We start from the raw sequence: 23,179 nt of genomic DNA, 5'->3' as shown, positions 1-23,179 counted from the left end.
CGTCGTCCACGTCGGGGACACCGGCTCATGGGCCCGCATGCGGCGCCAGCACACTCACGCCTGGGAAGAACCGATGACAACCGTTGCCCGACCCCTGTTCCGAGACCCCATGCACGACGGCGCGACCGACCCCACTGTCATCTGGAACCGGCAGGCCGGCGAGTGGTGGATGTTCTACACGAGCCGACGCGCCGACGCGCCGCCGATGAACGACGTGAGCTGGATACACGGGACCGACATCGGGATCGCGTCCTCCGCGGACGGCGGAGCCACCTGGCTGTACCGGGGAATCACCGAAGGGCTGGACATCGAGCCCGGGCGGCATACCTACTGGGCGCCTGAGATCGTCGATGACGGAACCGAGTACCACATGTTCGTCAGCGTGATCCGCGGTGTTCCGACCCAGTGGGCGGGCCATGCACGCGTCATCCGTCACTACACGAGCCACGACCTCGTCTCATGGACCTACCGTTCCACCTTGTCACTCTCGTCCGAGAGAGTGATCGACGCCTGCGTCCTGCGGCTCCCCACAGGCGGCTATCGCATGTGGTACAAGGACGAGGCCGATCATGCGCACACCTACGCGGCGGACAGCGACGATCTTGCGCGGTGGACCGTCCGGGGGCCCGCCGTCGAGTGCTCGGAACACGAAGGCCCGAACGTCTTCGAGCTCGGCGGCAGCTACTGGATGCTCGTAGACGAATGGCATGGACAGCGGGTACTTCACTCACGGGACCTGGAGACATGGGAACCGCGGGGACTCATCCTCGATCGTCCTGGGCAGGGCCCGGACGACGGAGGGCACGGCTACCACGCCGATGTCGTCACCAGCGAACTCGGCGCGTTCATCTTCTATTTCTCGCACCCCGGGCGATCCGACGACAGCCCCGGCCACCACAGCGGCCACGACGACCGCCGGAGCTCGATCCAGGTCGCCCGACTGCGGGTGAGCGGAGACACCCTCGTGTGCGACCGCGACGAACCCCTCGAGGCCCCCATCCTCCCTCTCGAAGGACCTGACCGGTGACACGGGAGGCCGTGCGGTTCCCGCCCTGACGCCGGATCGCCGTTCGGTTCGAAGCGGTCGGCCCTGCAACCACCGTCCGGCTGCGCGAAGTGCGCCTGGAGGGATCGGGCGCGCCATCGCCGAACGACTGGGCGTGGACGGCGCCGGCCTCATCGTCAACCACCTCTCCGATCGCGAGACGGCCGGCAAGGTCGGTCCGAGTGGCGGACCGTCAATGAGGCGCAGTTGTACGAACTCCCCCTCCGCCGATGGCGGGTTCTTGTCTCACTCCGCGTCGTAGCCGGCCTGACCGCGGCGGCGGAGCAGGAGGAGGCCCCCGGCGACGGCCGTGATGCCGGTCGCGGCCGTCCAGAGCGGGAGGTCGGACGAGCCCGTGGCGGCCAGGTCGTCGCCCGACGCGCCCTGGACGCCAGGAGACGAGGAGGGAGGGCGGGAGGAGTCCGACATCCCGGCAGAGCCGGACGAGTCGGTCGAGCCGGAGGCAACTGACGCGGCGGACGCCGAGGGCGATGCCGTGGTCCCGCCAGCGGTGGCCTTGTCCCGGGTGAACGCCAGTGTGCCGAAGCCGAGTTGGTCGTAGCCGCCGCTGTTGGGGCCGTAGTCTCCGCCGCCGCCCTCGGGGGCCGTCTTGGCGGCGATCCGCGTGAGGTACGACGCCGACAGGCCCCGCCGCTTGGTGTAGTGGTTGGCGATCATCGCCCAGATCGGCCGGGTCATCGCCGGGTCCACGGCCGCGGCGTCGGTCGCCGTCTCGGTCCCCGACCAGCCGTTGATCGCGCCCTTCTCACGCGTGTTCTCGGTGTACGCCACGTCACCACCCATGCTCCACTTGGCGACGTACTGCGCACCCTTGAGGAAGCGGCTGTCGTCGTAGCCGTACAGGTCGATGCCCTGGTTCCAGGCCATCTCGCAGAAGGTGCCCATCAGACCGACGCCGAGCAGCGCGTGCCCCTGGTCGCGGCCGGCCTCCAACCACTCGGCGAGCCCGTCGTCGTGCACGACCGGGATGGCGTTCCTGATCGACCCCAGGCCCACGCCGTGCTTGAAGTACTCGACGACGCGGTCGACCATGGTCTTGTCGTCGCAGAAGATGCCGATGGCCAGGACGCACGCCATGTTGCACAGATCCCAGTTGGTCCAGTAGTTGGTGACGACCGCGCCGTTGTGGTTGGCGAGGAAGTCCTCGCTGAGCGGGTAGAAGACCTCAAGCAGCATCTTCTGGAACCGCTCCAGCTCGAAGTCGTCGTGGTCGCGGACGAGTTCGGCGGCGTTGGCGATCTGGTAGCCGTACAGGCCGGCGGCCAGGAACCGGTCGGCGCTGCCCGCAAGACTCGTCAGCTTGGCCGACCAGTACTGGTGCCGTCGCTCCTCCTGTCCAACGACGCGCTCGTGCTGGACCAGCCGGTTCCGCTGGCAGGCCTCGTCGACGGCCTCGCCGAGAACCATGTGCCAGGGCATACGCAGCAGCTCCTCGCCCTTCGCCACGCCGTCCCCGGAGACGCCTGAAAGGCGGCGAACAACGTCGGCTGTCCCGTCTCATCAGATCGTGCATCGTGCGGAGAACGGGCCACTGACCCGGGGGTGACAGGGTGAAGTGGGATGTCTGGCAGCCCTGACGGGGCGTCCCGGAGGCTGTGTCACCGGTGCCGAGGCTGCATCTCATCGATCATGAGGAAGTCCATGCGTGCTGAGCTGAACTGTGTCAGGAACAGGCGATGTCTGCTTCCGGAGTTCTCATGGAAGGCGGCAGTTTCCAGGCTGTTGGCGATCTGACATCGCTCGTGTGTCGGCGACGGGTCGTCAAATAGCGTGGTGGGCGGTGGCGACCTCGTGGTCCACTCTCTCGATGGACTGGACTTGGCTGGGACCGCCGCTGGACGTCCGACCGCTGTTCCCGGTCGAGCGGGGTGCCCTTGTCGACCTGCTCGCCGCGCTCGGGCCCGACGAGTGGTCCCGCGCGACCGTCTGCCCTGGTTGGGCCGTGCGCGATGTCGCCGGTCACATCCTGCACGACTACGTTCGGCGCCTGTCCGCAGACCGTGACAGGCACCCCGGACCGGACTTCGGCCCTGATGAGACCCTGGCGGCCTTCCTGACCCGGACCAACGAGGACTTCGTCCGAACAGCTCGGCAGATCAGCCCTCGGTTGATGATTGACCTGCTGGCTCACTTGGGAACGCAGTTGGACACTGAATGGTGGAGCCGGGAGATGGGCGGTCACGCGGGGGTGGACGTCTCCTGGGCGGCTCCCGGGGTGGCGGCACCGGTCTGGCTGGACAGCGCCCGCGAATACTCGGAGTTGTGGGTCCATCAGCAGCAGATCCGCGACGCCGTCGGTCGTCCCGGCGCCACCGAACCGCGACTGCTCCACCCGGTCCTCGATACCTTCATGCGGGCTCTGCCCCAGACCCTGCACCGAACCTCGGCGCCGGTGGGCACGACGGTCCGCGTCCGGGTGCCTGGCTCCGCCGGTGGCCAGTGGGCCGTAGCGCGCCACATGGACCGCTGGGCCCTGGCCCACGACGCGCCTGCTGTGGTGGCAGCAGAAGTGGAGATCGACGCGGACACCCTGTGGCGGCTGGCCACCCGCGGCATCACGGTACAGACAGCCCACAACCGCGCGACAACGCGCGGGGACACGACTCTGTCGAGCGCTGTGTTGAACATCGTCTCCATCGTCTGGGAACCGAGCGCCTGAGCAGGAGCAACTGCCTCCCGCCAGCCTCCAGCGACTGCTCAACCGCAGCGCCGGGCTGCCCCGGCGGGCAACTGGGGCTGTCTCGCCCGTGCGGTGAGGCGAACAGGCCGGTGCGAACGACGGCTCCGGGACAGGCAACCAGCTGCATCCGTGCCTCGGACGGACGGTGGGGGTCACTGGGGGGGTGGGTCTACGCATGATCGCTCGGAAGGCAGCCGACCCGAACGAGTCCTCGCCCAGCGCGTCGAGTCGCCGGTTCCTCCATGGCACTGGCCGATGACCGTATGAGCTGGTCGTTCGCCGCCGAAACCAGTGAAGTACCGCTTCGCCAGAAGCACTTCGGGCAGCGTCCCAAGTCGCGCTGTCGTCCCCAAGGCGCCGACGTTGGTACGGGTGGCAGACGCCGAGGCATCGCGTGGATCAGCGAGGACACGCTCCGGCCGGCCAGGGCCGCCCTGCGCGGTGGTGTGGTTCGCGGCGACAACGGGCCGCCGGTGCGTAGCCGGATGCGCAGTGCGGGCCGCGGTATCGGCCACCGTGGCGGCGTCGGCGTCCGGCGTACCTGACTCCTACTTCGGCACGTGCCGCGACGGCGGAACCGCCGGGACCATCCACCACCTGCTCCGTCGACAGGCCAGCGAGATGCGCAGGCGGCGAGAGGCGCCCACCGCCATCGTCCTCGACTCGCAGACCGTGCGTCCGTCGTCGGCCCGGTGGCCGTGCCGCGCAGGGACCAGACCTGACCGTCGCCGAAGTTCTCACATGGGTCGCCACGGCCACACCACCCAGGATCAGCTTCTTCTTGTCGTTGTCACCGGTGTGCGCGACAGCGGCTAGCCATGCCCGTGCCCGTGCTCCGACTTCCCGTGGTGCGGCTTGGCCGGGTGCTCCGGATAGGCAGGCTTCGCCGGGTGCTCCGGGTAAGCAGGCTTCGCCGGGTGCTCCGGATAGGCAGGCTTCGCCGGGTGCTCCGGGTAAGCAGGCTTCGCCGGGTGCTCCGGATAGGCAGGCTTCGCCGGGTGCTCCGGATAGGCAGGCTTCGCCGGGTGCTCCGGATAGGCAGGCTTCGCCGGGTGCTCCGGGTAAGCAGGCTTCGCCGGGTGCTCCGGGTAAGCAGGCTTCGCCGGGTGCTCCGGGTAAGCAGGCTTCGCCGGGTGCTCCGGGTAAGCAGGCTTCGCCGGGTGCTCCGGGTAAGCAGGCTTCGCCGGGTACTCCGGATAGGCAGGCTTCGCCGGGTGCTCCGGGTAAGCAGGCTTCGCCGGGTGCTCCGGGTAAGCAGGCTTCGCCGGGTACTCCGGGTAAGCAGGCTTCGCCGGGTACTCCGGATAGGCAGGCTTCGCCGGGTGCGGCGGGTGTGGAGTGGTGTGGACCTGAGCGTAGGCGGTTCCCGCGTTCGCCAGCAGGGCTGGGGCGAGCGCGGCAGCCATGGCGGCTGACGCCAGAACAGATCGCCATCGCGGCGATGTCGTCATTGTCTCCACTCTCCTCGACTTGTTCAGGGCTTCGTGACGGCTGGTCAACACAAAGCGGGACAGTGGAATACATAGGAAATCGGGTGATATGAATAACGCCGCAGCGGCCATAAGTCACCGGATGGCGTATCGCGGGACGCCAGTTGGCGGCCCGGGAGCAAGTCACGTGCGCCCGTCGGGCGGGACAGGGAGTGGAGGATCCAGTGCCCCAGGCAGCGTCGGCCCGTCACGCAGGCAGTTCGGGGCAGCTCACAGCGTGGAGACCGTGAAGACCCAGCCCCGTAGCGAAGAACGTGCGCACCTGCATCGCGTCCGCACCCGTCAACCGGGTATGGCCTCCTGGCGTTCGAGCTGCCGCTGCCTCACCACCCCCACGTACGCGCTGCCCGTCCTCCGACCGTTCCCGGTATTGACCCGCTTCAGGTGCATGGCGGTACCAAGGCTGCGGGGGTGGGGCCATCGGGACGGACGGTGATGCCGTACGTCGCCTTCATGGGGATGGAGGAGAAGGCCAGAGCGTGGACCGGCGCAGGTGTTCGAGCAGGACGGTCGATTCACGGAGCGCGAATTGCAGACCGAGGCAGGCGCGGGGACCGATACCGATGGGGAAGTACGCGCCCGGGTGGGCAGGTCTGCCGTCCGGGGTGGTGAAGCGCCGGGGGTCGAAGTGCTCTGGGTCTGGCCACAGTTCGGGGTCGCGGTGCGTGAGGTACGGGCAGATCAGGATGTGGGTGCCCGCCTCGACGTCGGAACCGGCGAGGGTGTCGTCCTCGGTGGCGTGGCGGGGCAGGATCCAGGCGGACGGATGGAGCCGGAGCGTCTCGTGGACCAGCGCCTGGATGGCCTGGCGGCGTCGCGCCGAGCCTTCGCCTCCGGCGGCGAGCGCTTGTTCGCGGGCGGCGGGGTGCCGGTCGAGGAGCAGCAGGACCCGGCGCAGAGCGTCACCCGCGATCCCTGCACCACCAGAGCCTGTCCATTGCCATCGTCGCACCACCAGAGCCTGTCCACTGCCATCGTCCAGATCACGGGTGAGGCCTTGGACGTGCATCCCCCCACTCCGGACAACTCAACGGTCCGAGCACACCACGACGCGCCAGGACCACACGAATGTGTCGCACGCGGGGCCTTCTCTTGGTTCAGTTGCCTGGTTGCCGCTGACCTTGGAAGGTCTCGCTCCGTCTGGCCCTCCCGTCATGCCGTGGACCCGGACACCGCGAGACGGCTCGCCCAGGCTCATTCACGTGAGCCAAAAAAAATTGGCCGGCGATGTCGAGAACCCGTGACCGGCTCCGTCCCTGCAGTGAACGCGACCACAATGGGTCGCACCAGCACCGAGGAGAAACACGATGGCCAAGTACCTGTTGCTCAAGCACTACCGCGGCGCCCCGGCTGCGGTCAACGACGTGCCCATGGACCGGTGGACGCCGGAGGAGATCTCGGCCCACATGCAGTACATGCAGGACTTCGCCGACCGGCTGGAGAAGTCCGGCGAGTTCGTCGACGGTCAGGCACTCGCTCCCGAGGGGACGTTCGTCCGGTACGACGGCGAGGGGCGCCCGCCGGTCACCGACGGCCCGTTCGCCGAGACCAAGGACCTCATCGCCGGCTGGATGGTGATCGACGTCGACAGCTACGAGCGCGCCGTCGAGCTGGCCGGGGAGCTGTCGGCCGCCCCCGGAGCGGGCGGGAAGCCGATCCACGAGTGGCTCGAGCTGCGCCCGTTCTACGGCGTGTCGCCCACCATCACGGAGTGACCCCTGACGTGAACGAGGTGAACGAGGTCCTGCTCCGGAGCCTCACACCGAGCGTGCTGGGGATCCTCGTCCGCCGCGGAGCCGACTTCGCGGCGGCCGAGGACGCCGTGCAGGACGCGCTGGTGGAGGCGGTTCGCGTCTGGCCGGCCGACCCGCCGCGGGATGCGAAGGGCTGGCTGGTCACCGTGGCCTGGCGCAAGTTCCTCGACGCGACCCGGGCGGACACCGCCCGCCGCAGGCGTGAGGACCTCGTCGACGAGGAGCCGGCGCCCGGGCCCGCGCCTGCGGTGGACGACACGCTCCAGCTCTACTTCCTATGCGCCCACCCGTCGTTGACGCCGTCGTCCGCGGTCGCGCTCACGCTGCGCGCCGTCGGCGGGCTGACCACCCGCCAGATCGCCCAGGCCTATCTGGTGCCCGAGGCGACCATGGCGCAACGCATCAGCCGGGCCAAGCGCACCGTCTCCGGCGTGCGGTTCGACCAGCCCGGCGATGTCGCCACCGTGCTGCGCGTCCTCTACCTGGTCTTCAACGAGGGCTACTCCGGCGACGTCGACCTCGCCGCCGAAGCCATCCGGCTCACCCGGCAGCTCGCGGCCGCGATCGACCACCCGGAGGTGGCGGGGCTGCTCGCCCTCATGCTGCTCCACCACGCCCGGCGCGCCGCCCGCACCGCCCCCGACGGCAGCCTGGTACCGCTCGCCGAACAGGACCGCGGCCGTTGGGACACGGGGTTGATCGCCGAGGGCGTCGAGATCCTTCAGGCGGCCCTCGCCCGCGACCGGCTGGGCGAGTTCCAGGCCCAGGCCGCCATCGCGGCACTCCACGCCGACGCGCCCGCGGCCGAGGAGACCGACTGGGTGCAGATCGTCGAGTGGTACGACGAACTCGCGCGCCTGACCGACAGCCCGGTCGTCCGGCTCAACCGCGCGGTGGCCGTCGGCGAGGCCGACGGACCGCGCGCCGGCTTGGCGGCGCTCGCGGCGCTGGACGACTCACTGCCCCGCCACACCGCGGTGGCGGCGTACCTCCACGAGCGCGACGGCGACCTGACGACCGCGGCACGGCTGTACACCGAGGCGGCCCAGAAGGCACCCAACCTCGCCGAACGCGCCCACCTGACACGCCAGGCCGCCCGGCTCAACGCCCGTCGGGGTCGCTGACGGATCGCACTCGGATTTTCCCACGCCACTCGGCGGGGCCCCATGGCCACTGCGGTCGCCTTGCGTGAACGCGGCACCCCGCAATGCGGAGTTGACGCGGCACCGGCACACATCTCGGCGAGGAGCTCGTGCGCGTCGTCCTCGGCGACCTGCGCGTGCGGGCCCTGGCGCGGGAGGGCGCGGGTGAGTCCGTGGCAAGAAGTGTTCAGGAGCGATTCCTACTCCGGGCACCACCGCAGCAGCGGGTCGTCGGGCGCCAGGTTCAGACAGCGGTGCGCCGCCGCCAGGTACTCGCGCTCGGCCCGGTGCCCGGATGCGTCCCGGCTGGACTGCGGAACACGCAAACGGTCACGGTGACGTTGACGGAGGGTTCGCTTTCCCGACGTCCTCGCCTCGCTGGTGGCCGCGGCGGGCGTCGCGGTCGAAGATGCCCAGGATCTCGCACGGTCCGCCCTCGGCGCCGATGGCGTGCGGGAGCATCGTGGGGAACTCCGCCGCTTGGTTGGTCTCGATCCGGAAGCGCCGGTTGCCCAGGAGCAGGATCGCGGTGCCGGAGAGGACGACGAGCCATTCGCGGCCCGGGTGGGCGCGCATGCGCGAGGGATTGTCGGGCGGCGGGTCGGTCATGCGCTGGCGTACGACGGTCATGCCGGGTTCTGCCTTGATGGGCCAGCGCATCAGCCCGTGGGTTCCGTCGATCATCGGGTTGGAGACGACGTCGTCCGTGGCGCTCTCGACCAGTTGGTCGAGGGAGGTGTCCAGGGCGCGGGCGAGGGTGACGAGCTGGTCCAGGGCCAGGCGGCGCTGACCGTTCTCGATGCGGCTGAGCGTGGACTGGCTGACCTGGGCGCGAGCGGCCAGCTCCTCCAGGGACCAGCCCTGGGCCACACGCAGGGCACGGATGCGTTTGCGTACCAGGCTGTCCAGCTCACCATTGTCTTGCGTCATAGGCAACATCGTATGCCTTATCGGCAAGGTGCGGTTAGCGTCGTTCGTGTTCGGCCCCACAACGACTGGGGGCCGCGGCGCAAAGGGGACGACGACATGCCTGCGACGACCACGGCACGCGCGACCGAGGAGCTGCCGGGCGAGACCGTCGACGCCGTGGTGATCGGCGGCGGCGCCGCCGGACTGAACGGCGCGCTGATGCTGGCCCGTTCCCGCCGCTCGGTCGTCGTGATCGACAGCGGCACCCCGCGCAACGCGCCCGCCGAGGGCGTGCACGGGCTGCTCGGCCTGGACGGCACTCCCCCGGCCGAGTTGCTGGAACGGGGCCGTGAAGAAGTCCGCCGCTACGGCGGCACGGTGAAGACCGGCGAGGTGATTGAGGCCGCTGCGGCTGATCCGTCCGCTGACGGGGATCCGCGCTTCACTGTCACCCTGGCCAGTGGGGGCACCCCCGCCGACGAGGGCGTAGCCGGCAGGGGAGGCACCACCCTGCACGCGCGCCGCCTCCTGGTCGCCACCGGCCTGCGGGACGTTCTGCCCGACGTCCCCGGGCTGGCCGAGCACTGGGGGCACAGCGTGGTGCACTGCCCCTACTGTCACGGGTGGGAGGTACGCGACGAGCCCATCGGTGTCCTGGCCGTGGGCCCGGCTTCCGTCCACCACGCGCTGCTGTTCCGCCAGTTGACCGACGACCTGGTGTACTTCACCCGCGGCACCCGACTCGACGAGGACACCAGAGCGCGCTTCGCCGCCCGCGGCATCCGTATCGTCGGCACCCCCGTCGACCAGGTCGTAACAGCCGAGGGCGGCGGTGTCGCGGGCGTGCGTCTGGCGGACGGACAGCTCGTGCCCCGGCGCGTCCTCGCCGTCACGACCACCATGCAGGCGCGCACCGAGGGCCTGGAGGATCTGGGCCTGCCGATGCGGGACCTGCCCGGCGGGATGGGCCACCACTTCACCACCGGCATGGCCGGCACCACCGAGGTCGCGGGCGTGTGGGTCGCCGGCAACGCCACCGACCTGACCGCCCAGGTCGGCGCCTGTGCCGCAGCCGGCGCCCTGGCCGGCGCCCACATGAATGCCGACCTGGCCATCGCTGACACCGAGACGGCCCTCGCCACCGCGCAGCGCCGCATCACCCGCGCCTGACCGCCCGCGCGCTCACCGGCCCCGCAGCCCGCCGCACACCAGCCGCGTACACCCCTGGCGCTTCGGCTTTTGACCCGGCGCCGACACCCGCGCGCCCTGTGCCGATATCCGCATGCCTTGTTGAGAGGAATCCATGAGTACGAACCAGCCTCCCCAGGTGAGTGCTGAGCCGAGCGGCGCTCCTGGCGAGGGCGTGCCCGACGCACGTCAGCGTCGCATGATCCTGATCGCCGTCTGTATCGCGTTGATGGCCGTCATCGCCTCGGTGTCCGGGCTCAACGTCGCCCAGGCCAACCTCGCCGTCGCCTTCGACGCCTCGCAGAGCACGGTCCTGTGGATCATCAACATTTACACGCTCAGCCTGGCCGCACTCCTGTTGCCGCTCGGCTCGATCGGCGACCGCTTCGGCCGCAAGCCCATGCTGCTCACCGGCCTGACCATCTTCGGCGTCGCCAGTGCGGCGGCAGGTCTGGCCCCGTCGACTGAGGTCATGCTCGCCGCTCGCCTGTTCAGCGGAGTTGGCGCGGCGATGATCATGCCCATCACGCTCGCAGTCATCACCTCGACCTTCCCCAAGGAGGAACGGGGACAGGCGATCGGCGTGTGGACCGGTGTGGCCGGCGGTGGCGGCATCCTGGGCATGTTTCTCTCGGCCGCCCTGGTCGATGTGGTGAGCTGGCGGTGGCTGTTCGTCCTGCCCGTCGCACTCGTCATGGTGGCCCTCGCCATGGCGCTGCGATCCGTCCCCAACTCCCGCGAGACGTCCGGGCACGCTTTTGACACCGTCGGCGCGCTGACGTCCGTCGTCGCGGTCGTGGGGCTCATCTTCGTCCTCCAGGAAGGGCCCGAGCGAGGCTGGACCGCCCCGGCGACCCTGCTCAGCCTGGTCGTGGGTGTCATCGCCACCATCGGCTTCGTGGCGTGGGAACTGCGCCGCCGGGATGGTGCGCTCCTGGACGTGCGCCTGTTCGGCGAGCCCGCTCTGGCCGGCGGCTCGATCACGCTCCTGGCGGTCTTCGGGGTCCAGGCGGGTATCTTCGTGGTCCTCTTCCCGTTCTTCCAGACCGTCCTCGGCTGGTCGGGACTGCTGGCCACCCTGGCGCTGATGCCCATGGCCGTGCTAATGATGACGGCCTCCGGCCTCGCCCCACGGCTGGCCGCGCGTATCGGCCCCCGAGCGACCATGGCCACAGGCATCCTCCTGGCGGGTGCCGGTCTCGCGCTCATGGCCGCCGACGTCTCCGTCGACGGCGGCTACCTGTCCGTCCTTCCCGGCATGCTCGCCATGGGCACCGGCATGGGCCTGTCGATGACGCCCTCCACCGAGGCCATCACCAGCGCCCTCCCGCGAGAGCGCCAGGGTGTCGCGTCCGCACTCAACGACGTCACCCGGGAATTCGGCACCGCGCTCGGCGTCGCCCTGCTCGGAGCGCTCCTGTCCTCCGGCTACCGCAACGCCATCGACTCCCGACTCACCGATGTTCCCCAGGCTCCCGCCGACACCGCACGCGGTGGAGTCGCCAACGCCCTCGACGCCGCGAACCAGGCCGGCCCCCATGCGCAGACGCTGATCCGTGCCGCGCAGGAGTCGTTCGTCGACGGCTGGCAGCGCGCCATGTGGGCAGGAGTCGCCGTTATGGGCGCCGTCTTTCTCTATGTCCTCGCCCGAGGACCACAGCACCCCACTCGCACACCAGCGAACGAACCGGAACCAGGCGACGCGGCCGCTCCGTAAGCCCGGACCACCGCGAGAAGCACCGTCCGTACATCATCAGCGGGCGTGCTTTCGGGGACGGTCAGTCGCCCGCGATCTCTCACAGCGGCGGTGGAACCGGCCGACCGAGAAACACGGCGAGCCGATCGATGGCCGGAGCGGTCTCCTAGACAGGTTGCGGCTCGGCGAATCGTCCCGCTCGAAACTGGGGTGAGAGGAGGAAGAGACAGTATTCGACCAGGTGGCCGGCGAAGATCAGGGCGCCTGCCTTGTGGTCTGTGCCGGTCGGGCGGATCAGCAGGTGACGACCTTGCCGTACGAACCCCGGCCCCAGTTCCACTCCCACTGCTCACCGGGCTGGTACGTGAGGCAGGGAGAGTCGGAACCCCAGTCGATGACAACCTTCAGGTGCATCGCCTCACCGCAGTTGTTGGTGACCTTCACGTACTTCCGATGCTTGATGACGTCCCGCTTGACGCAAGCCGGAGCCGTACCCGCCTCGGCCGCCGTTGCCGTGGGGGCCACGGCAAGGCCGCTGCCCAGGACTGCTGTGGCGAGGATGCCAAGGGCGGCGCTCTTGTGGAACTTCATGACGCGGTTTCCTTTCGTCTGGCGCACTCGGTGTGCGGGGTGGGCGGCGGGGAGTTCGATCGCGCCGCCCGGTGTGATGCTGCGACTGTGTCGGGGCTTGGATACCTACCGCCACACAACTCGCCCCGGTTGAGGCCCATCTGGGAGGTCCCAGACCCTGACCTGCTGGGATGCGGGCGCGGGTGACGCAATCGTGGGATGTGTCCCGGGCCTGGAACTGAACAACGGCCCTTCCCGCTCGCCCGAGCGACGCCTTCCTCGCCGCGCGTGTAGCCGGTGCGGTGTTCGCTCGGAATGGTCAGTGCTTGCGGGGCCTCGCGTACCGACAGGGTCCCGGGGTCGCCGGTTCAGCGGCGTGCGCGGAAGTGGGGGTAAGCAGGGCGCGAGCGCGGCGAAGGCGGCGACCACGACGGCCGGGTGGGGTGCACAGGGTTTCCTCTCGGAGATCACGGACAGGTTGTGACCTTCGTAGTGGGCCTGACCGCGGCTCACCCAGCGCTTCGCGGTCGGTTAACCCGGCCGGGCGATAAGTCATACCGGCATCGTCGACCAGGAATTCCCGAGGCCAGTGCGCCTCGTGGGCTGTTGTCCGGTCCCTCGTCGGCTGCCGGCGAGCCGGTTGTCGAGGGGCGAACTCTCTTAGGTCCCGGGCCTCTTGATGGATTCGGCGTCAGCCAGCGGTGTCCCAGACTTCCTGGAGGTGGTCCGGCGGGCGCGCGCGGCGGAGTCGGTCGGCGACAACGGGGACATCCACGATGCCATCGCCCTCGCCGATCTACGAGCGGGACGGTGTGCCGTGTGTGCGGTTGCAGCCAACTGGCGGGATGGCCGAATAGCCACCGCCGATCGAGGCCGAGCCGGTGGCGGTGTCCGACATGGTGCACGCCGTGCCGGCTATCGGCCCCGCGCGCCGCGGCTGCCACAGGCGTTCGGGACGCTTCCGGTCAGCACACCCTGCCTTGAAGTTGCCCTCTTGCTGTATGCGCTTGAAGTACTCGGCGCGAACGGCCGGGTCAGCTTCCCCGGTGCCGGTGTAGCGGTGGTCATGAGCCAGGTGCGGTGAGTCCGCCTCCTTGCGTCCACGGTGCCCTCACTTTCGTCCAAGCGTCGTCGGTCTTTGTCCATGGACTGATCCGCCGCCAGGAATGAGGGTGAGCCCATGAGTGAATTCAGGGTCGGGGACAGGGACTTCCGGGTGCACGAGGAGCACTGGGGTCGCCGCCTGGCGATGCTGCGGGTGATCGTGCGCCCGGGGCCTTACAGAGATCCTTGAGTGCGGCGCCTCGGTGAACCTCTACACGGCACACGGCGGTACGAACTCGGGGCTCGGCGGGCGCCAACCAGGGCGGCAGCGCCCTGCACGACGAGCCAATGCACCCGGCCGTCACGTCGTACGACTACGAGTACGAGTACGAGTACGAGTACGACTACGACGCGCCGACGACGAATGCGGGCGCCCCACCGAGAAGTTCTGACGCTTTCGGGAGATCCCCGCGGAGTACGCGGACGGGGCCCTGCCGGACGTCCCACCGGCACCCGCGGCCTCACCTCGGTGAGGCCGCCACGGCAGCGCTCACCGCGTGGCACAGATGCCGCCCGTCCGCCTTCGAGGACTGGGACCTCGACCACGGCCTGGTGCGCTACTCCGCGGAGATCCCGGGCGGTCCCAGCGAGCCGTACCCGCTGCTCTTGACTGATAGCCACTTTCCGTTGTTTTCCAGGCCTATCCCAATGAGGACGAAACCCGGAAATCACCGCGCCCGCATTCCACTTGAAAGCGCCCGGAAAGGCCCGACAGGGAGATGAGAGACGGCAACCCCAGGCTTATTTTGCATAGGCGCCTGGTCGAAAGGCGACGGATGCCGAGTGGACTTATCGCCCTGGCACTCGGCGGATTCGGCATCGGACTGACCGAGTTCCTGATCGCCGGGCTGCTGCCGCAGGTGGCGTCGAGTTTCTCGGTGTCCGAGGCGGCCGCGGGCTGGCTGATCTCCGGGTACGCGTTGAGTGTCGCGATCGGCGCCATCGCGCTGACCGCGGCGACGGCCCGGCTCCCCCGGAAAGCGGTCCTGGTGGGCCTGGTGGCGTTGTTCGTCATCGGCAACCTGTTGTCCGCACTCGCGCCTAGCTATCCGGTGATGTTGCTCGGACGGATCGTCGCGGCACTGTGCCACGGCTCGTTCTTCGGTATCGGCTCGCTGGTCGCCCGAAGTCTTGTCGCGCCGGAGAAGAAGTCCCGCGCGGTGGCGGTCATGTTCGCCGGGCTGACGGTCGCGAACGTGCTGGGCGTGCCGTTCGGGGCGTTGGTCGGTGAGCGCTGGGGTTGGAGGGCGGCCTTCTGGGCGGTCACCGCAATCGGCGTGCTGGCGCTCGCGGGAATCGTGGCCCTCGTCCCCGGCTCGGCGGGAGAGGCGGGGCCGGCGACAGCGACGGGCCGATCGAACCCGGTACCGCCCAGTGGCTTGGGGGACCAGTTCCGTGCGTTCCGGTCCTGGCAGGTCTGGCTGACGCTGACGGCCACCGCGCTCAGCTATGGCGGGATGTTCGGCGCTTTCAGCTACATCGCCTACACGTTCACCGAGGTCGGCGGCTTCTCCCCGGCGGATGTCCCCTGGTTGTTGATGGTGTACGGCGTCGGTCTGGTCGTCGGGAACCTGATCGGCGGGCGAGCGGCCGATCGTGACCGTGACCGCACCCTGGTCCGTGCCTTGGTCGGCCTCACCATCATCCTGGCCGTGTTCGGTCTGCTGGCCGGCAGCGCCACCGCGTCGGTGATACTGGTGTTTCTGATGGGGCTGTTCGGATTCGCCAGCGTGCCCGGCATGATCACTCGCGTCACCGACTTCGCCCACGGAGCGGCACTGGCCGCCAGCGCCAATGTGTCGGCGTCCAACCTCGGCAACGCCCTTGGCGCCTGGCTCGGGGGTCTGGCCATCACCGCGGGCCTCGGCTACACGGCGCCGCTCTACGTCGGGGCCGGTCTCGTCCTGGCCTCCGTCATCGTCATGGCCGTTGCCGCACACCAAACCAGGTCACCCGCGCAGCAGACTGACCACTGCATGTGAGTCTGCGCAAGCCGGCGGATCTCCTGATCGCCGAGGGGAAGGAAAAGCAAGGAGAGCAACTACTCCTTGCCACTCTCAACCTATAGCGCACCAGGGGGCTTGCGGCAAGGCTCGGGTCGTGCCGCAGAATGGTCGGCCAAGGCCAGAACCCGCGGAAATGACGCATTCGCAAAATACGAGCGGTTTCGTCGATGAATGGGTCGCACGGAACGTCGAACCGCTGATGGGCCTCGCGGAGCGATTGCGAGAACTCGGCGCGGAGGTGCGGGTGTGTGTGCCGTCGGGCTGCGCGGAGCGGCTGGCCGAAAGTCAGTCTTGTTTCAGTGAGGGGGGTTTGATGATTGACGTGATCGTGGTCGGCGGCGGACCGACCGGCTTGATGCTGGCCTGTGAGTTACGGCTGGCCGGAGTGCACGTGGTCGTGCTGGAGAAGTTGACCGAGCCGACCGGGGAGTCCCGCGGGCGCGGCCTGCACGCGCGCAGCGTCGAGATGATGGACCAGCGCGGCCTGCTGGACCGGTTCCTCGCGGTCAGTGAGAAGTTCCAGGTCGGCGGTTTCTTCGGCGGCATCCGCAAGCCGTGGCCGGACCGGTTGGACACAGCGCACCCGTACGGCCTCTCCACCCTGCAACCGGTCACCGAGCGGCTGCTCTGCGAGCGTGCCCTCGAACTCGGTGCCGAGATCCGGCGCGGCTGCGAAGTGGTCGGGCTGAGCCAGCACGAGGACGGGGTGACCGTCGAGCCGGCTGACGGCACGCACCTGCGCTCGCGCTATCTCGTCGGGTGCGACGGCGGCCGCAGTGTGGTGCGCAAGGGGCTCGGCGTCGCTTTCCTCGGCGAGCCCGCCAAGGTCGAGACGCTGCTGGGCGATATGGAGATGACCGAGGATCCGGCGACGGTCGCCGCCGTAGTCGAGGAAGTCCGCAAGACCCAACTGCGGTTCGGCACGATCCCCAACGGGGACGGGACGTACCGCGTGGTCGTACCCGCCGACGGCGTGGCCGAGGACCGTGCGACCGCGCCGACCCTCGAGGAGTTCAAGCAGCAGCTGCGGGCGGTCGCGGGCACCGACTTCGGCGTGCACTCGCCGCGCTGGCTGTCCCGGTTCGGCGACGCCAGTCGGCAGGCGGAGCGCTATCGGGTCGGCCGGGTGCTGCTGGCCGGCGATGTGGATCCGTTGAGCCCGGCTACTTCCGCACCGAACTCCTCGTCGACGGTTCCACCACCTGGCCCGAGCTGTCCATCGACGACTACGCCCCGCGCACGGCCCCGAGGATCGAGGGCATGAAGAGCATGAACGGCAAGCAGCCCGGCGACCCCGCCAAGCTCGCCCGCGCCCTGCTCACCATCGCCGACCAGGACAAGCCACTGCAGCGCTTCGTCGCGGGCGCGGACGCCATCGAGGCCACCGAGGCCAAGGCGAAGGAACTCCTCGCCCAGGCCGAAGCCTCCCGCGAACTGGGCGGCAACCTGGCCTACGACGACACCCACGCCTGAGCGACCCGCCCAGCAGAGAGCCGGACTGACCGGCCGATCTGGCAGTGCTGCCGACCGAACCGCCGGGCCGTGCCCTGCCGAGTCCCTTCCGGCGGCAGCTTTGGACTCAGCCGCCGCTCTTGCGCCGGAACGACCGCTGACTCGCAGCCGGGCCGTGCGCCCCTCGGACCTTCGACGCGTCGGGGTTCGCGGCAAGAGCGGCCGCGTCCGCCTGCATGCCCCGCTTGCGCGCCAGGGCCTCCCGAAACTTGCGCTTCAACTCATCCTGGCCGTCATCGTCGGATACCGGGGCAGGCCCCTCGACGTCGGCCGACTCCGAACCATCTTGCGCTGGAGACTCTGCAGTCATGGTGACCTCCTGGGTTCGGGCAGTGGGAAGCACAGCTTGTCATGAATCATAGTGTCGGTGACCAGTTGGTCCTCCAGTCCCGGCGGGCGGCCGCGAAAGCGGGCGAGGCCTGCCCGCCCGCCTGGGGCGACTCGTCGTGGAGGTCGTGGCGACGTCGATGAGGACCTTGCCGTGGCCGGTTGCCCGGCGGCGTCGGGACGGAGAGCGAGAGGGACCCACCCTGCGCCCACCCGGGTCCCACCCGGAAGACCTACGGGCGCGGTGGCCTCGCCCCCTTCATCGCATCAATTCCTGACGATCGGTTGAGGCAGGTCAGGCTGCGAGGGGCTCGGGGCGTTCGACGAGGTGGCCGCGTTCGAAGCGGGCTCCGGCGCGGACCGGGGCGACGACGAGTGTGCGTTGACGGCCGGCCGGCCGTGGCCCGAGCCGGCGATCAGCCGTGAATGGTGTTGAGGACGGCAGCGAGTTTTCCGGGCGCACTGATCATTGCCATGTGACCGGTGTCGAGATCGATGACGTCTGGCCGAAGCAGCGCGATGGATCGTTGCTGGAGTTCCTCGACGTAGCACTGGTCCCGCGTGAGGTGCACATACGTCCGGGGAATCTGGCGTCTGTAGCCGCTCAGGTCCACGGTCTCGCGCAGCAAAGCGGCCGAGTCGTCGGCCAGCCGGTCCAGGGTGGAGGCGGTGGTCGCCTCGTCCATGTCGTTGCACAGCATCGCGGCGGCGCCCTCGCGGGTCTGGTGGTAGACACCGTCGACAATGGACTGCTCAACCAGATCCCGCACTCCGGGATCGATCTGGTCAAGCACCCGGGATCCGTCCGCCGGGACCACGGCCGACACGAGGACGACGTGTCGGATCCGGTCAGGTATGAGGTCCAGTACGCGCGGGATCGTGACTCCCGCGAAGGAGTGACCGACCAGTACAACGTCCCGCAGGTCCTTTGCCTCGACGTCCTCCCGGACGGCATCGGCGCAGTCCGCGAGGGTGACCTTGCCCAAGTCGACTTCGGCTCTGGTCCCGCGCCCTGGAAGGTCGACCGCAAGCGCTTCCGCTCCTAGGTGCGGTATCAACTCGTCCCAGCTGTTCGCGCCGAAACTTGCGCCGTGGATGAGAACGAACGCCATGGTCGACCTCCTTGTCGATGACTTCAGCCGAACCTTAATTGAATTCAATTCCATTGGGGAGTCTTGTGGCAGAGCAAAGAACGGCAGGGAAGACGTGTGAGCCGGGCCCATGCCCCGGCGGACAGCATGGGGACAGCATTCCGCAGCAGGTTCGCCGAGGACTACGACGACTCGCGGAACCGGTCCGGGACAGATCGGCGCCGCGGGCTGGTGCTCGACGCGACGATCGTCCGCACGGTGCTCGTGCCCGCGGCCATGGCGCTGACGGGGCGCGCGACCTGGTGGCTGCCCCGCCGGCCGACCATCGGCTACCCCGCTTCGGCGTCGAGGCCGCCCACCGGCCCCCTCACCCCCAGCCGGTGCTCGCTCCTGTGCACGGGAGCAGCTGAAGCCACTCCCCCAACGACCCGCAGCACTCCTCAGCGACGCCAGACGCAGTCCATCGGCAAGGCGCCGTGCGAGGGCGGCGCCGCCGGGATGACAGGCGTCGCCGAGCAGCAGGCGACCACCTCGGAGGAGTAGGCAGCAGCACAGCACGCCTTGAGTTCAACGTCTGCCGTGCCGAGCGGTCCGGCGTGCTGCTCGTTCCACTCGTTCCGCCGGTTCATCGCGTGCCCTCCTCCGCTGGGGTACCGGCGGTCTTGGATCCGTAGAGGTGTCGGCGAGGCGGCCGACGCGCGGAAGGGCATTGGGCACTACGTCGGCGACGGGAACACCGGACATCGCCGCGCCGGCCTGTCGCGGTAGCAGGCCGCCCGCCGGCGCGAGCGTATGACCGACCATGAAACCCATCAGTCACATGTGTATCGGCCTCGGCGTTTCGGCCATGGGGTCGCTCGGATCGACCGCGCGACTCAAGGGTGGATGCACTCCGCACGTTGAGCCGCCGCGCCCCCTGTACGGAATCCACTCCGTCCAAAACATGTGTGTTCGATATCGCCGTCGAGGTCGTTGACTCCGGTGGCGCCGCCTCGATCACAACGACCGTGCGGGAGATGTCCCGTGACCTCAGCCACTACCAAGACCTCAGCCATTACCAGGATGCGCAGGCCATCGCCCAGCCGCCTGCCGAGATTATGTACTCGTGGCAGTAGTCCGTGAACCCGTTCGGTGCCGACCGGGCTGTCGAGTGTGGGCCGCGTGCCATCTGGGACGAGATCCAGGACATCGCCGCCTGCTGGCGGGCCGCGGGCGAACCCGCCGCGTACCGGCTGGAGTTCGGGGCGGACGGTGAGCAGTGGGCCGGCGCCGGACACGGCCGCGACACCCTGGTCTGGTCACTGATCGATCCGCGCCCGCCGTACGAGGGAGACCAATGGCGAACCATCCAACAGATCCCACGGCAGGCCCGACTGCGGGCCTGCGCCAAGAGGAGTTGCTGTTCGGGTCTCCGGACCAGGAGTACGCACGCTACCGGCCGAGTGTGCCCGAGCCGGTAGCGTGGCTGCCGGCCGACACGATGACGGGCGTGTCCACACCGACGTCGCTGGATGTGGGCGCGGGCACCGACCAGGTCGCCGCCCTGCCGCCCGCGCGGCCCCGCCTGGTACGCGCAGAGCTGATCAACCCGAGCAAGGCCCAACTCGACGCGGCCACCAACGTCCTGCGCCCGCTGCTGGAACAGTGCACCGCAGCCCTCCACGCCGTGCCGGCCGAACGCTTCGATCCTCAAGTGCCCACATCCCACGCAGACATGATCACGTGTTGCCGAGCCTCTCACCGGGTGGACCGCCCCGCGGTGTCGGCGATGGCGGACCGGGTGGCCGGGCCGCACGCGACCGTGGCGATCACGGGCGACGGCAGTCTGTGGACGCTCGACGCCGCGGGGGCCACCGCGCTCCAGACCCTGATCCAGTCCCACCTCGGCCCGGCACGCCGCGTCGGCACGCGCGGCCCATATGCCGAGCCTGACCGGCAGCTGACCGAGCAGGTCGCCCTCACGGTGCCGCCGACCCGCCGCCCAGGAGGCACAGCGTGAGCCCGCCGGCCGCCGGCGGGCGGTACACGGCCCCGGTCGACGTGCACCTGATCCTGCTGCGCGAGGGCCCCGAGGGCGAGCGGGTGCTGCTGTCGCGGCGGGCCGGAGATGTGTACGCGAGAGGAATGTGGCATCTGCCGTCGGGGCATCTGGACGGGCCGCACGAGGACGTCGTCGACGGCGGACTGAGAGAACTGCGGGAGGAGACCGGTGTCGTGGCCGGCCGGTCGGATGTCCGGGCGGCGCTCACCGTCCATCACCGCGCCCCGGCAGGCAGCGCCCGCACCGGGGTGTTCCTGGTCGTCCTGGACTGGCAGGGCGAGCCTGAGATCACCGAGCCGGACCGGTGCGACGCGATGGACTGGTTCGGCTGGGATGCGCTGCCGGAGCCGATGGTGGCCTACTGCCGGGCCGGGCTCGACGCTTACCGCGCGGGCGCCCACCTGGCCGTACATTTCCAGCGCGAGGGTGACCCGATCGCCTACGACCGGGCCGTCGACCGGCTGCACATCGTCGCCGACGCCGCCCGTCCCTCGAACGCGCAGGCACCGGACGCGGTGGTACGTGCCTTCGCCGAGCAGGCGGTGGGGCGGATCGCTGAGTGGTCGGACGCGTCGTGGGCACGGCGCGAGAGCCGGGTATGGCGGGCCACCGGGGCTCGCGGCGGCGCCTGGTACGTGAAGCGGCATCAGAACGAGAAGTTCCACCAGCGCGAGGTTCACGCCTGCCGGCACTGGGTTTTCGCCCTCGGCCCGCGAGCACCACGGCTGATTGCTGCCGACGGTGCGCACCGTACGGTGGTCCTCACCGAACTGCCCGGACGCCCCCTGAACGGCCGTGCCCTGCCCGCCGAACTGGAGCGCGAGGTGCACCGGCAGGTCGGGGAACTCACCGCGCGCTACCACCACGCGGCCGACCCCAGCCCGGCCCCGCCGCCAGGACCTGACAAAGTCCACCGCCACCTTCAGGCCGCCGGTCCGCTGCTGGCCCCCGGTGACGAGGACGTCGTCCTCGACCTCGCCGCTGTCCACCGCACGCTGCCCGCGGTGCGGTGGGTACCGACCCTGGGCGACCTCCAACCGCGCAACGTCCTCCTGGACGACACCGGAAGCGCTCCTTGGGTCGGGCTGATCGACTTCGAACGAAGTGAACTCGGCCCCGCCGTACGCGACTTCGTGCGTCTGGCGGACGCGTGGCTGGGCCGGCCCGACCTGGTCGAGGCGTTCTTCACCGGCTACGGCCGCCCCCTCACCGGCGACGAGCGGCAACGCCTGCGCTGCGAGGCCGCGCTTGATGCTGTCAACGGTGTCCAGTACGGCCACACCCACGGCGACCCGGAACTCGTCGAACGCGGCCGGCGCACGCTGCGTGCCCTGCGTACCAACACCTTCATCTGACCAACTCCCAGGCCGATTCGACCGGGCAAGGAGCCCGCACGGTGGGATACACCACGTCTGACGAGTGGGATGCGCACTACGCGCGGCAAGACCTTCCGCCGTCTCGGCGACGCCGAGCGACGCCTGCTCGCCGCACACGCCCCGGCCCCGACGGCGGTGGGCTCGCCCTCGATGTCGGCTGCGACCTGGGCGAACTCGCCCGCCACCTCGCCGAGAACAGCTACGAGGTCGACGCCATCGACTACGCCCCCGCCGCCCTCACCCACGCCAAGCCCAAGTCCGTCAACCGAGCGGCTTCATCTCCTTCGACGTGATGAAGCCTGATGAGACTGACCGACGTCAACAAACCACCGGTAACCGCTCGCGCCTGCGTGTGCCCCGCAGCGCCACGGCCACGCCCCTGCGCACCGGCGAGTTCCACAAGGCCGGGCATCTGGTGAAGCGCTCGCCCGGTGCAGCACCCGCCGACGTTGGGCTTCGGTCCGGGCCCACACCGGGCCTGGGAACTATTGCGCGGGTGCGTCGCCGGATACGGCGACGCCGGCCCGGCGGAAGTCGTTCAGGGCCGCGGCCGTTGTGTGCGCAGCGACCCCGACCGAGTAGTCCAGGCGTACGCGTACGCGGAATCCCGCCTCGACTGCATCCAGCGCGGTCGCACGGACGCAGTGGTCCGTGGCGATGCCCACCACGTCGATGTCCTCCACCCCGCGGGCGCGCAACCAGTCCGCCAGAGAAGTGCCCTGTGCGTCGGCTCCCTCGAAGCCGCTCTTGGAGGCACTGTGCGCGCCCTTGAAGAAGACGGCATCGACCTTGCCGCCGGTGACGGCCGGGGCGAAGCCGGGGTGGAATTCGCCGCCCTCGTCCCCCGCCACGCAGTGGGCAGGAAAGCTGTCCTGGAAGTCGGGGTTTTCCGAGAAGTGGCCTCCTGGGTCGATGTGGTGGTCCCGGGTGGCAACGACGTACTGGTAGTCGCCCCCCGCGCTCTGCTCGACCAGATCGGCGATCGCCGTCGCGATCCGCGCACCGCCCGCGACGGGAACACTGCCCCCTTCGCAGAAGTCTTTCTGCACATCCACGACGATCAAGCCACGGCTCATCACGAACACCCTTCAGCAGGACGGAACGACCCTCACGTTGTAGTGGCCCTCTCAGGCCCGCCGGGGACATAACCGGCCGCGCTCACCCGCACGGCTGAGGACATTCACCGCAGGAACGATTCACACGACCGAAGGCGATGAAGTACGGCCA

General features: G+C 69.5%; 22 protein-coding genes and 3 pseudogenes. 16 read left to right on the top strand and 9 right to left on the bottom strand.

What is annotated here, in order from left to right:
• Positions 1–73: 73 nt before the first annotated feature.
• Positions 74–1,027: a glycosyl hydrolase gene (locus ACTWQR_RS02945; RefSeq protein WP_443225263.1), complete on the top strand. Its 954-nt coding sequence runs from the start codon at positions 74–76 to the stop codon at positions 1,025–1,027.
• A gap of 264 nt (positions 1,028–1,291) precedes the next feature.
• Here the strand turns inward: ACTWQR_RS02945 and ACTWQR_RS02940 are convergent, their stop codons facing one another.
• Positions 1,292–2,512, bottom strand: coding sequence for an alginate lyase family protein (locus ACTWQR_RS02940; RefSeq protein WP_443225262.1), 1,221 nt, complete (start codon positions 2,510–2,512; stop codon positions 1,292–1,294).
• Positions 2,513–2,873: 361 nt separating this feature from the next.
• Between ACTWQR_RS02940 and ACTWQR_RS02935 the strand changes: the two genes are divergently transcribed.
• Positions 2,874–3,725, top strand: a complete 852-nt coding sequence (locus ACTWQR_RS02935; protein WP_443225261.1) for a maleylpyruvate isomerase family mycothiol-dependent enzyme — start codon at positions 2,874–2,876, stop codon at positions 3,723–3,725.
• Between the two features lie 263 nt (positions 3,726–3,988).
• Positions 3,989–4,291 (top strand): hypothetical protein, encoded by a 303-nt coding sequence (locus ACTWQR_RS02930; RefSeq protein ID WP_443225260.1) that lies wholly within the window; start codon positions 3,989–3,991, stop codon positions 4,289–4,291.
• 267 nt (positions 4,292–4,558) lie between these two features.
• Here the strand turns inward: ACTWQR_RS02930 and ACTWQR_RS02925 are convergent, their stop codons facing one another.
• Positions 4,559–5,152: a hypothetical protein gene (locus ACTWQR_RS02925; protein WP_443225259.1), complete on the bottom strand. Its 594-nt coding sequence runs from the start codon at positions 5,150–5,152 to the stop codon at positions 4,559–4,561.
• Positions 5,153–5,687: 535 nt separating this feature from the next.
• Positions 5,688–6,188, bottom strand: a complete 501-nt coding sequence (locus ACTWQR_RS02920) for a cytochrome P450 (protein WP_443225258.1) — start codon at positions 6,186–6,188, stop codon at positions 5,688–5,690.
• A gap of 355 nt (positions 6,189–6,543) precedes the next feature.
• Here ACTWQR_RS02920 and ACTWQR_RS02915 point away from each other — a divergent pair, with 355 nt between their 5' ends.
• Positions 6,544–6,951: a YciI family protein gene (locus tag ACTWQR_RS02915; protein WP_443225257.1), complete on the top strand. Its 408-nt coding sequence runs from the start codon at positions 6,544–6,546 to the stop codon at positions 6,949–6,951.
• A gap of 17 nt (positions 6,952–6,968) precedes the next feature.
• Complete coding sequence (locus ACTWQR_RS02910; protein ID WP_443225299.1) at positions 6,969–8,114, top strand: RNA polymerase sigma factor; 1,146 nt, start codon at positions 6,969–6,971, stop codon at positions 8,112–8,114.
• Positions 8,115–8,332: 218 nt separating this feature from the next.
• On the opposite strand, the gene ACTWQR_RS02905 is transcribed toward ACTWQR_RS02910, so the two are convergent.
• Complete coding sequence (locus ACTWQR_RS02905; protein WP_443225256.1) at positions 8,333–8,458, bottom strand: hypothetical protein; 126 nt, start codon at positions 8,456–8,458, stop codon at positions 8,333–8,335.
• Positions 8,459–8,462: 4 nt separating this feature from the next.
• Positions 8,463–9,062 (bottom strand): helix-turn-helix domain-containing protein, encoded by a 600-nt coding sequence (locus tag ACTWQR_RS02900; RefSeq protein WP_443225255.1) that lies wholly within the window; start codon positions 9,060–9,062, stop codon positions 8,463–8,465.
• Between the two features lie 96 nt (positions 9,063–9,158).
• Here ACTWQR_RS02900 and ACTWQR_RS02895 point away from each other — a divergent pair, with 96 nt between their 5' ends.
• Complete coding sequence (locus tag ACTWQR_RS02895; protein WP_443225254.1) at positions 9,159–10,211, top strand: NAD(P)/FAD-dependent oxidoreductase; 1,053 nt, start codon at positions 9,159–9,161, stop codon at positions 10,209–10,211.
• A gap of 133 nt (positions 10,212–10,344) precedes the next feature.
• Entirely contained in the window at positions 10,345–11,946 is a 1,602-nt protein-coding gene (locus tag ACTWQR_RS02890; protein WP_443225253.1) for an MFS transporter, read from the top strand.
• Between the two features lie 273 nt (positions 11,947–12,219).
• Here ACTWQR_RS02890 and ACTWQR_RS02885 read toward each other — a convergent pair whose 3' ends face one another.
• On the bottom strand, positions 12,220–12,516 hold the full coding sequence (locus ACTWQR_RS02885; protein WP_443225252.1) for a hypothetical protein: 297 nt from the start codon (positions 12,514–12,516) through the stop codon (positions 12,220–12,222).
• A gap of 1,247 nt (positions 12,517–13,763) precedes the next feature.
• Here ACTWQR_RS02885 and ACTWQR_RS02880 point away from each other — a divergent pair.
• The 4 genes and pseudogenes from ACTWQR_RS02880 to ACTWQR_RS02865 form a co-directional block, all read left to right on the top strand.
• A pseudogene (locus tag ACTWQR_RS02880) lies at positions 13,764–14,202 on the top strand (beta-galactosidase); the annotation flags it as partial.
• Positions 14,203–14,375: 173 nt separating this feature from the next.
• Positions 14,376–15,581: an MFS transporter gene (locus ACTWQR_RS02875; protein ID WP_443225251.1), complete on the top strand. Its 1,206-nt coding sequence runs from the start codon at positions 14,376–14,378 to the stop codon at positions 15,579–15,581.
• A gap of 337 nt (positions 15,582–15,918) precedes the next feature.
• A pseudogene (locus tag ACTWQR_RS02870) lies at positions 15,919–16,773 on the top strand (FAD-dependent monooxygenase); the annotation flags it as partial.
• Positions 16,758–17,078: pseudogene (locus ACTWQR_RS02865) on the top strand (short-chain dehydrogenase/reductase); the annotation flags it as partial. The pseudogenes ACTWQR_RS02870 and ACTWQR_RS02865, both read left to right, overlap by 16 nt.
• Before the next feature lie 106 nt (positions 17,079–17,184).
• On the opposite strand, the gene ACTWQR_RS02860 reads toward ACTWQR_RS02865, so the two are convergent.
• Together ACTWQR_RS02860 and ACTWQR_RS02855 are read right to left on the bottom strand one after the other, a co-directional pair.
• Complete coding sequence (locus ACTWQR_RS02860) at positions 17,185–17,427, bottom strand: DUF5302 domain-containing protein (protein ID WP_443225250.1); 243 nt, start codon at positions 17,425–17,427, stop codon at positions 17,185–17,187.
• A gap of 433 nt (positions 17,428–17,860) precedes the next feature.
• A complete protein-coding gene (locus ACTWQR_RS02855) occupies positions 17,861–18,556 on the bottom strand; it encodes an alpha/beta fold hydrolase (RefSeq protein ID WP_443225249.1) in 696 nt (231 codons plus the stop codon).
• A 96-nt stretch (positions 18,557–18,652) separates the two neighbouring features.
• Between ACTWQR_RS02855 and ACTWQR_RS02850 the strand changes: the two genes are divergently transcribed.
• The 5 genes from ACTWQR_RS02850 (at position 18,653) to ACTWQR_RS02830 (ending at position 22,245) form a co-directional block, all read left to right on the top strand.
• Entirely contained in the window at positions 18,653–19,078 is a 426-nt protein-coding gene (locus ACTWQR_RS02850; RefSeq protein ID WP_443225248.1) for a hypothetical protein, read from the top strand.
• A gap of 404 nt (positions 19,079–19,482) precedes the next feature.
• The gene (locus ACTWQR_RS02845; RefSeq protein WP_443225247.1) at positions 19,483–19,650 is read left to right on the top strand and encodes a hypothetical protein; all 168 of its coding nucleotides are present in this window, start codon (positions 19,483–19,485) and stop codon (positions 19,648–19,650) included.
• Positions 19,651–19,871: 221 nt separating this feature from the next.
• A complete protein-coding gene (locus ACTWQR_RS02840; RefSeq protein WP_443225246.1) occupies positions 19,872–20,534 on the top strand; it encodes a methyltransferase in 663 nt (220 codons plus the stop codon).
• Complete coding sequence (locus ACTWQR_RS02835) at positions 20,531–21,931, top strand: phosphotransferase (protein WP_443225245.1); 1,401 nt, start codon at positions 20,531–20,533, stop codon at positions 21,929–21,931. The genes ACTWQR_RS02840 and ACTWQR_RS02835 overlap by 4 nt, the downstream gene beginning before the upstream one ends.
• Positions 21,932–21,972: 41 nt before the next feature.
• Positions 21,973–22,245, top strand: coding sequence for a class I SAM-dependent methyltransferase (locus ACTWQR_RS02830; protein WP_443225244.1), 273 nt, complete (start codon positions 21,973–21,975; stop codon positions 22,243–22,245).
• 192 nt (positions 22,246–22,437) lie between these two features.
• On the opposite strand, the gene ACTWQR_RS02825 is transcribed toward ACTWQR_RS02830, so the two are convergent.
• The gene (locus ACTWQR_RS02825; protein WP_443225243.1) at positions 22,438–23,028 is read right to left on the bottom strand and encodes an isochorismatase family protein; all 591 of its coding nucleotides are present in this window, start codon (positions 23,026–23,028) and stop codon (positions 22,438–22,440) included.
• Between the last annotated feature and the right edge of the window lie 151 nt (positions 23,029–23,179).

Source organism: Streptomyces sp. 2A115 (assembly GCF_052245575.1).
In the GTDB taxonomy this organism is placed as follows: Bacteria; Actinomycetota; Actinomycetes; order Streptomycetales; family Streptomycetaceae; genus Streptomyces.
The sequence above is the reverse complement of the archived record's forward strand: the minus strand, read 5'-3'. Positions and strand labels throughout refer to the sequence as shown.

Excerpts from the sequence above, each read along its gene's own strand:
- ACTWQR_RS02840 (WP_443225246.1), top strand. The coding sequence starts at position 19,872 with ATGGCGAACCATCCAACAGATCCCACGGCAGGCCCGACTGCGGGCCTG.
- ACTWQR_RS02915 (WP_443225257.1), top strand. The coding sequence starts at position 6,544 with ATGGCCAAGTACCTGTTGCTCAAGCACTACCGCGGCGCCCCGGCTGCG.
- ACTWQR_RS02925 (WP_443225259.1), bottom strand. The coding sequence starts at position 5,152 with ATGGCTGCCGCGCTCGCCCCAGCCCTGCTGGCGAACGCGGGAACCGCC.
- ACTWQR_RS02885 (WP_443225252.1), bottom strand. The coding sequence starts at position 12,516 with ATGAAGTTCCACAAGAGCGCCGCCCTTGGCATCCTCGCCACAGCAGTC.
- ACTWQR_RS02875 (WP_443225251.1), top strand. The coding sequence starts at position 14,376 with ATGCCGAGTGGACTTATCGCCCTGGCACTCGGCGGATTCGGCATCGGA.
- ACTWQR_RS02930 (WP_443225260.1), top strand. The coding sequence starts at position 3,989 with ATGGCACTGGCCGATGACCGTATGAGCTGGTCGTTCGCCGCCGAAACC.
- ACTWQR_RS02900 (WP_443225255.1), bottom strand. The coding sequence starts at position 9,062 with ATGACGCAAGACAATGGTGAGCTGGACAGCCTGGTACGCAAACGCATC.
- ACTWQR_RS02855 (WP_443225249.1), bottom strand. The coding sequence starts at position 18,556 with ATGGCGTTCGTTCTCATCCACGGCGCAAGTTTCGGCGCGAACAGCTGG.
- ACTWQR_RS02895 (WP_443225254.1), top strand. The coding sequence starts at position 9,159 with ATGCCTGCGACGACCACGGCACGCGCGACCGAGGAGCTGCCGGGCGAG.
- ACTWQR_RS02945 (WP_443225263.1), top strand. The coding sequence starts at position 74 with ATGACAACCGTTGCCCGACCCCTGTTCCGAGACCCCATGCACGACGGC.
- ACTWQR_RS02935 (WP_443225261.1), top strand. The coding sequence starts at position 2,874 with ATGGACTGGACTTGGCTGGGACCGCCGCTGGACGTCCGACCGCTGTTC.
- ACTWQR_RS02890 (WP_443225253.1), top strand. The coding sequence starts at position 10,345 with ATGAGTACGAACCAGCCTCCCCAGGTGAGTGCTGAGCCGAGCGGCGCT.
- ACTWQR_RS02825 (WP_443225243.1), bottom strand. The coding sequence starts at position 23,028 with ATGAGCCGTGGCTTGATCGTCGTGGATGTGCAGAAAGACTTCTGCGAA.
- ACTWQR_RS02860 (WP_443225250.1), bottom strand. The coding sequence starts at position 17,427 with ATGACTGCAGAGTCTCCAGCGCAAGATGGTTCGGAGTCGGCCGACGTC.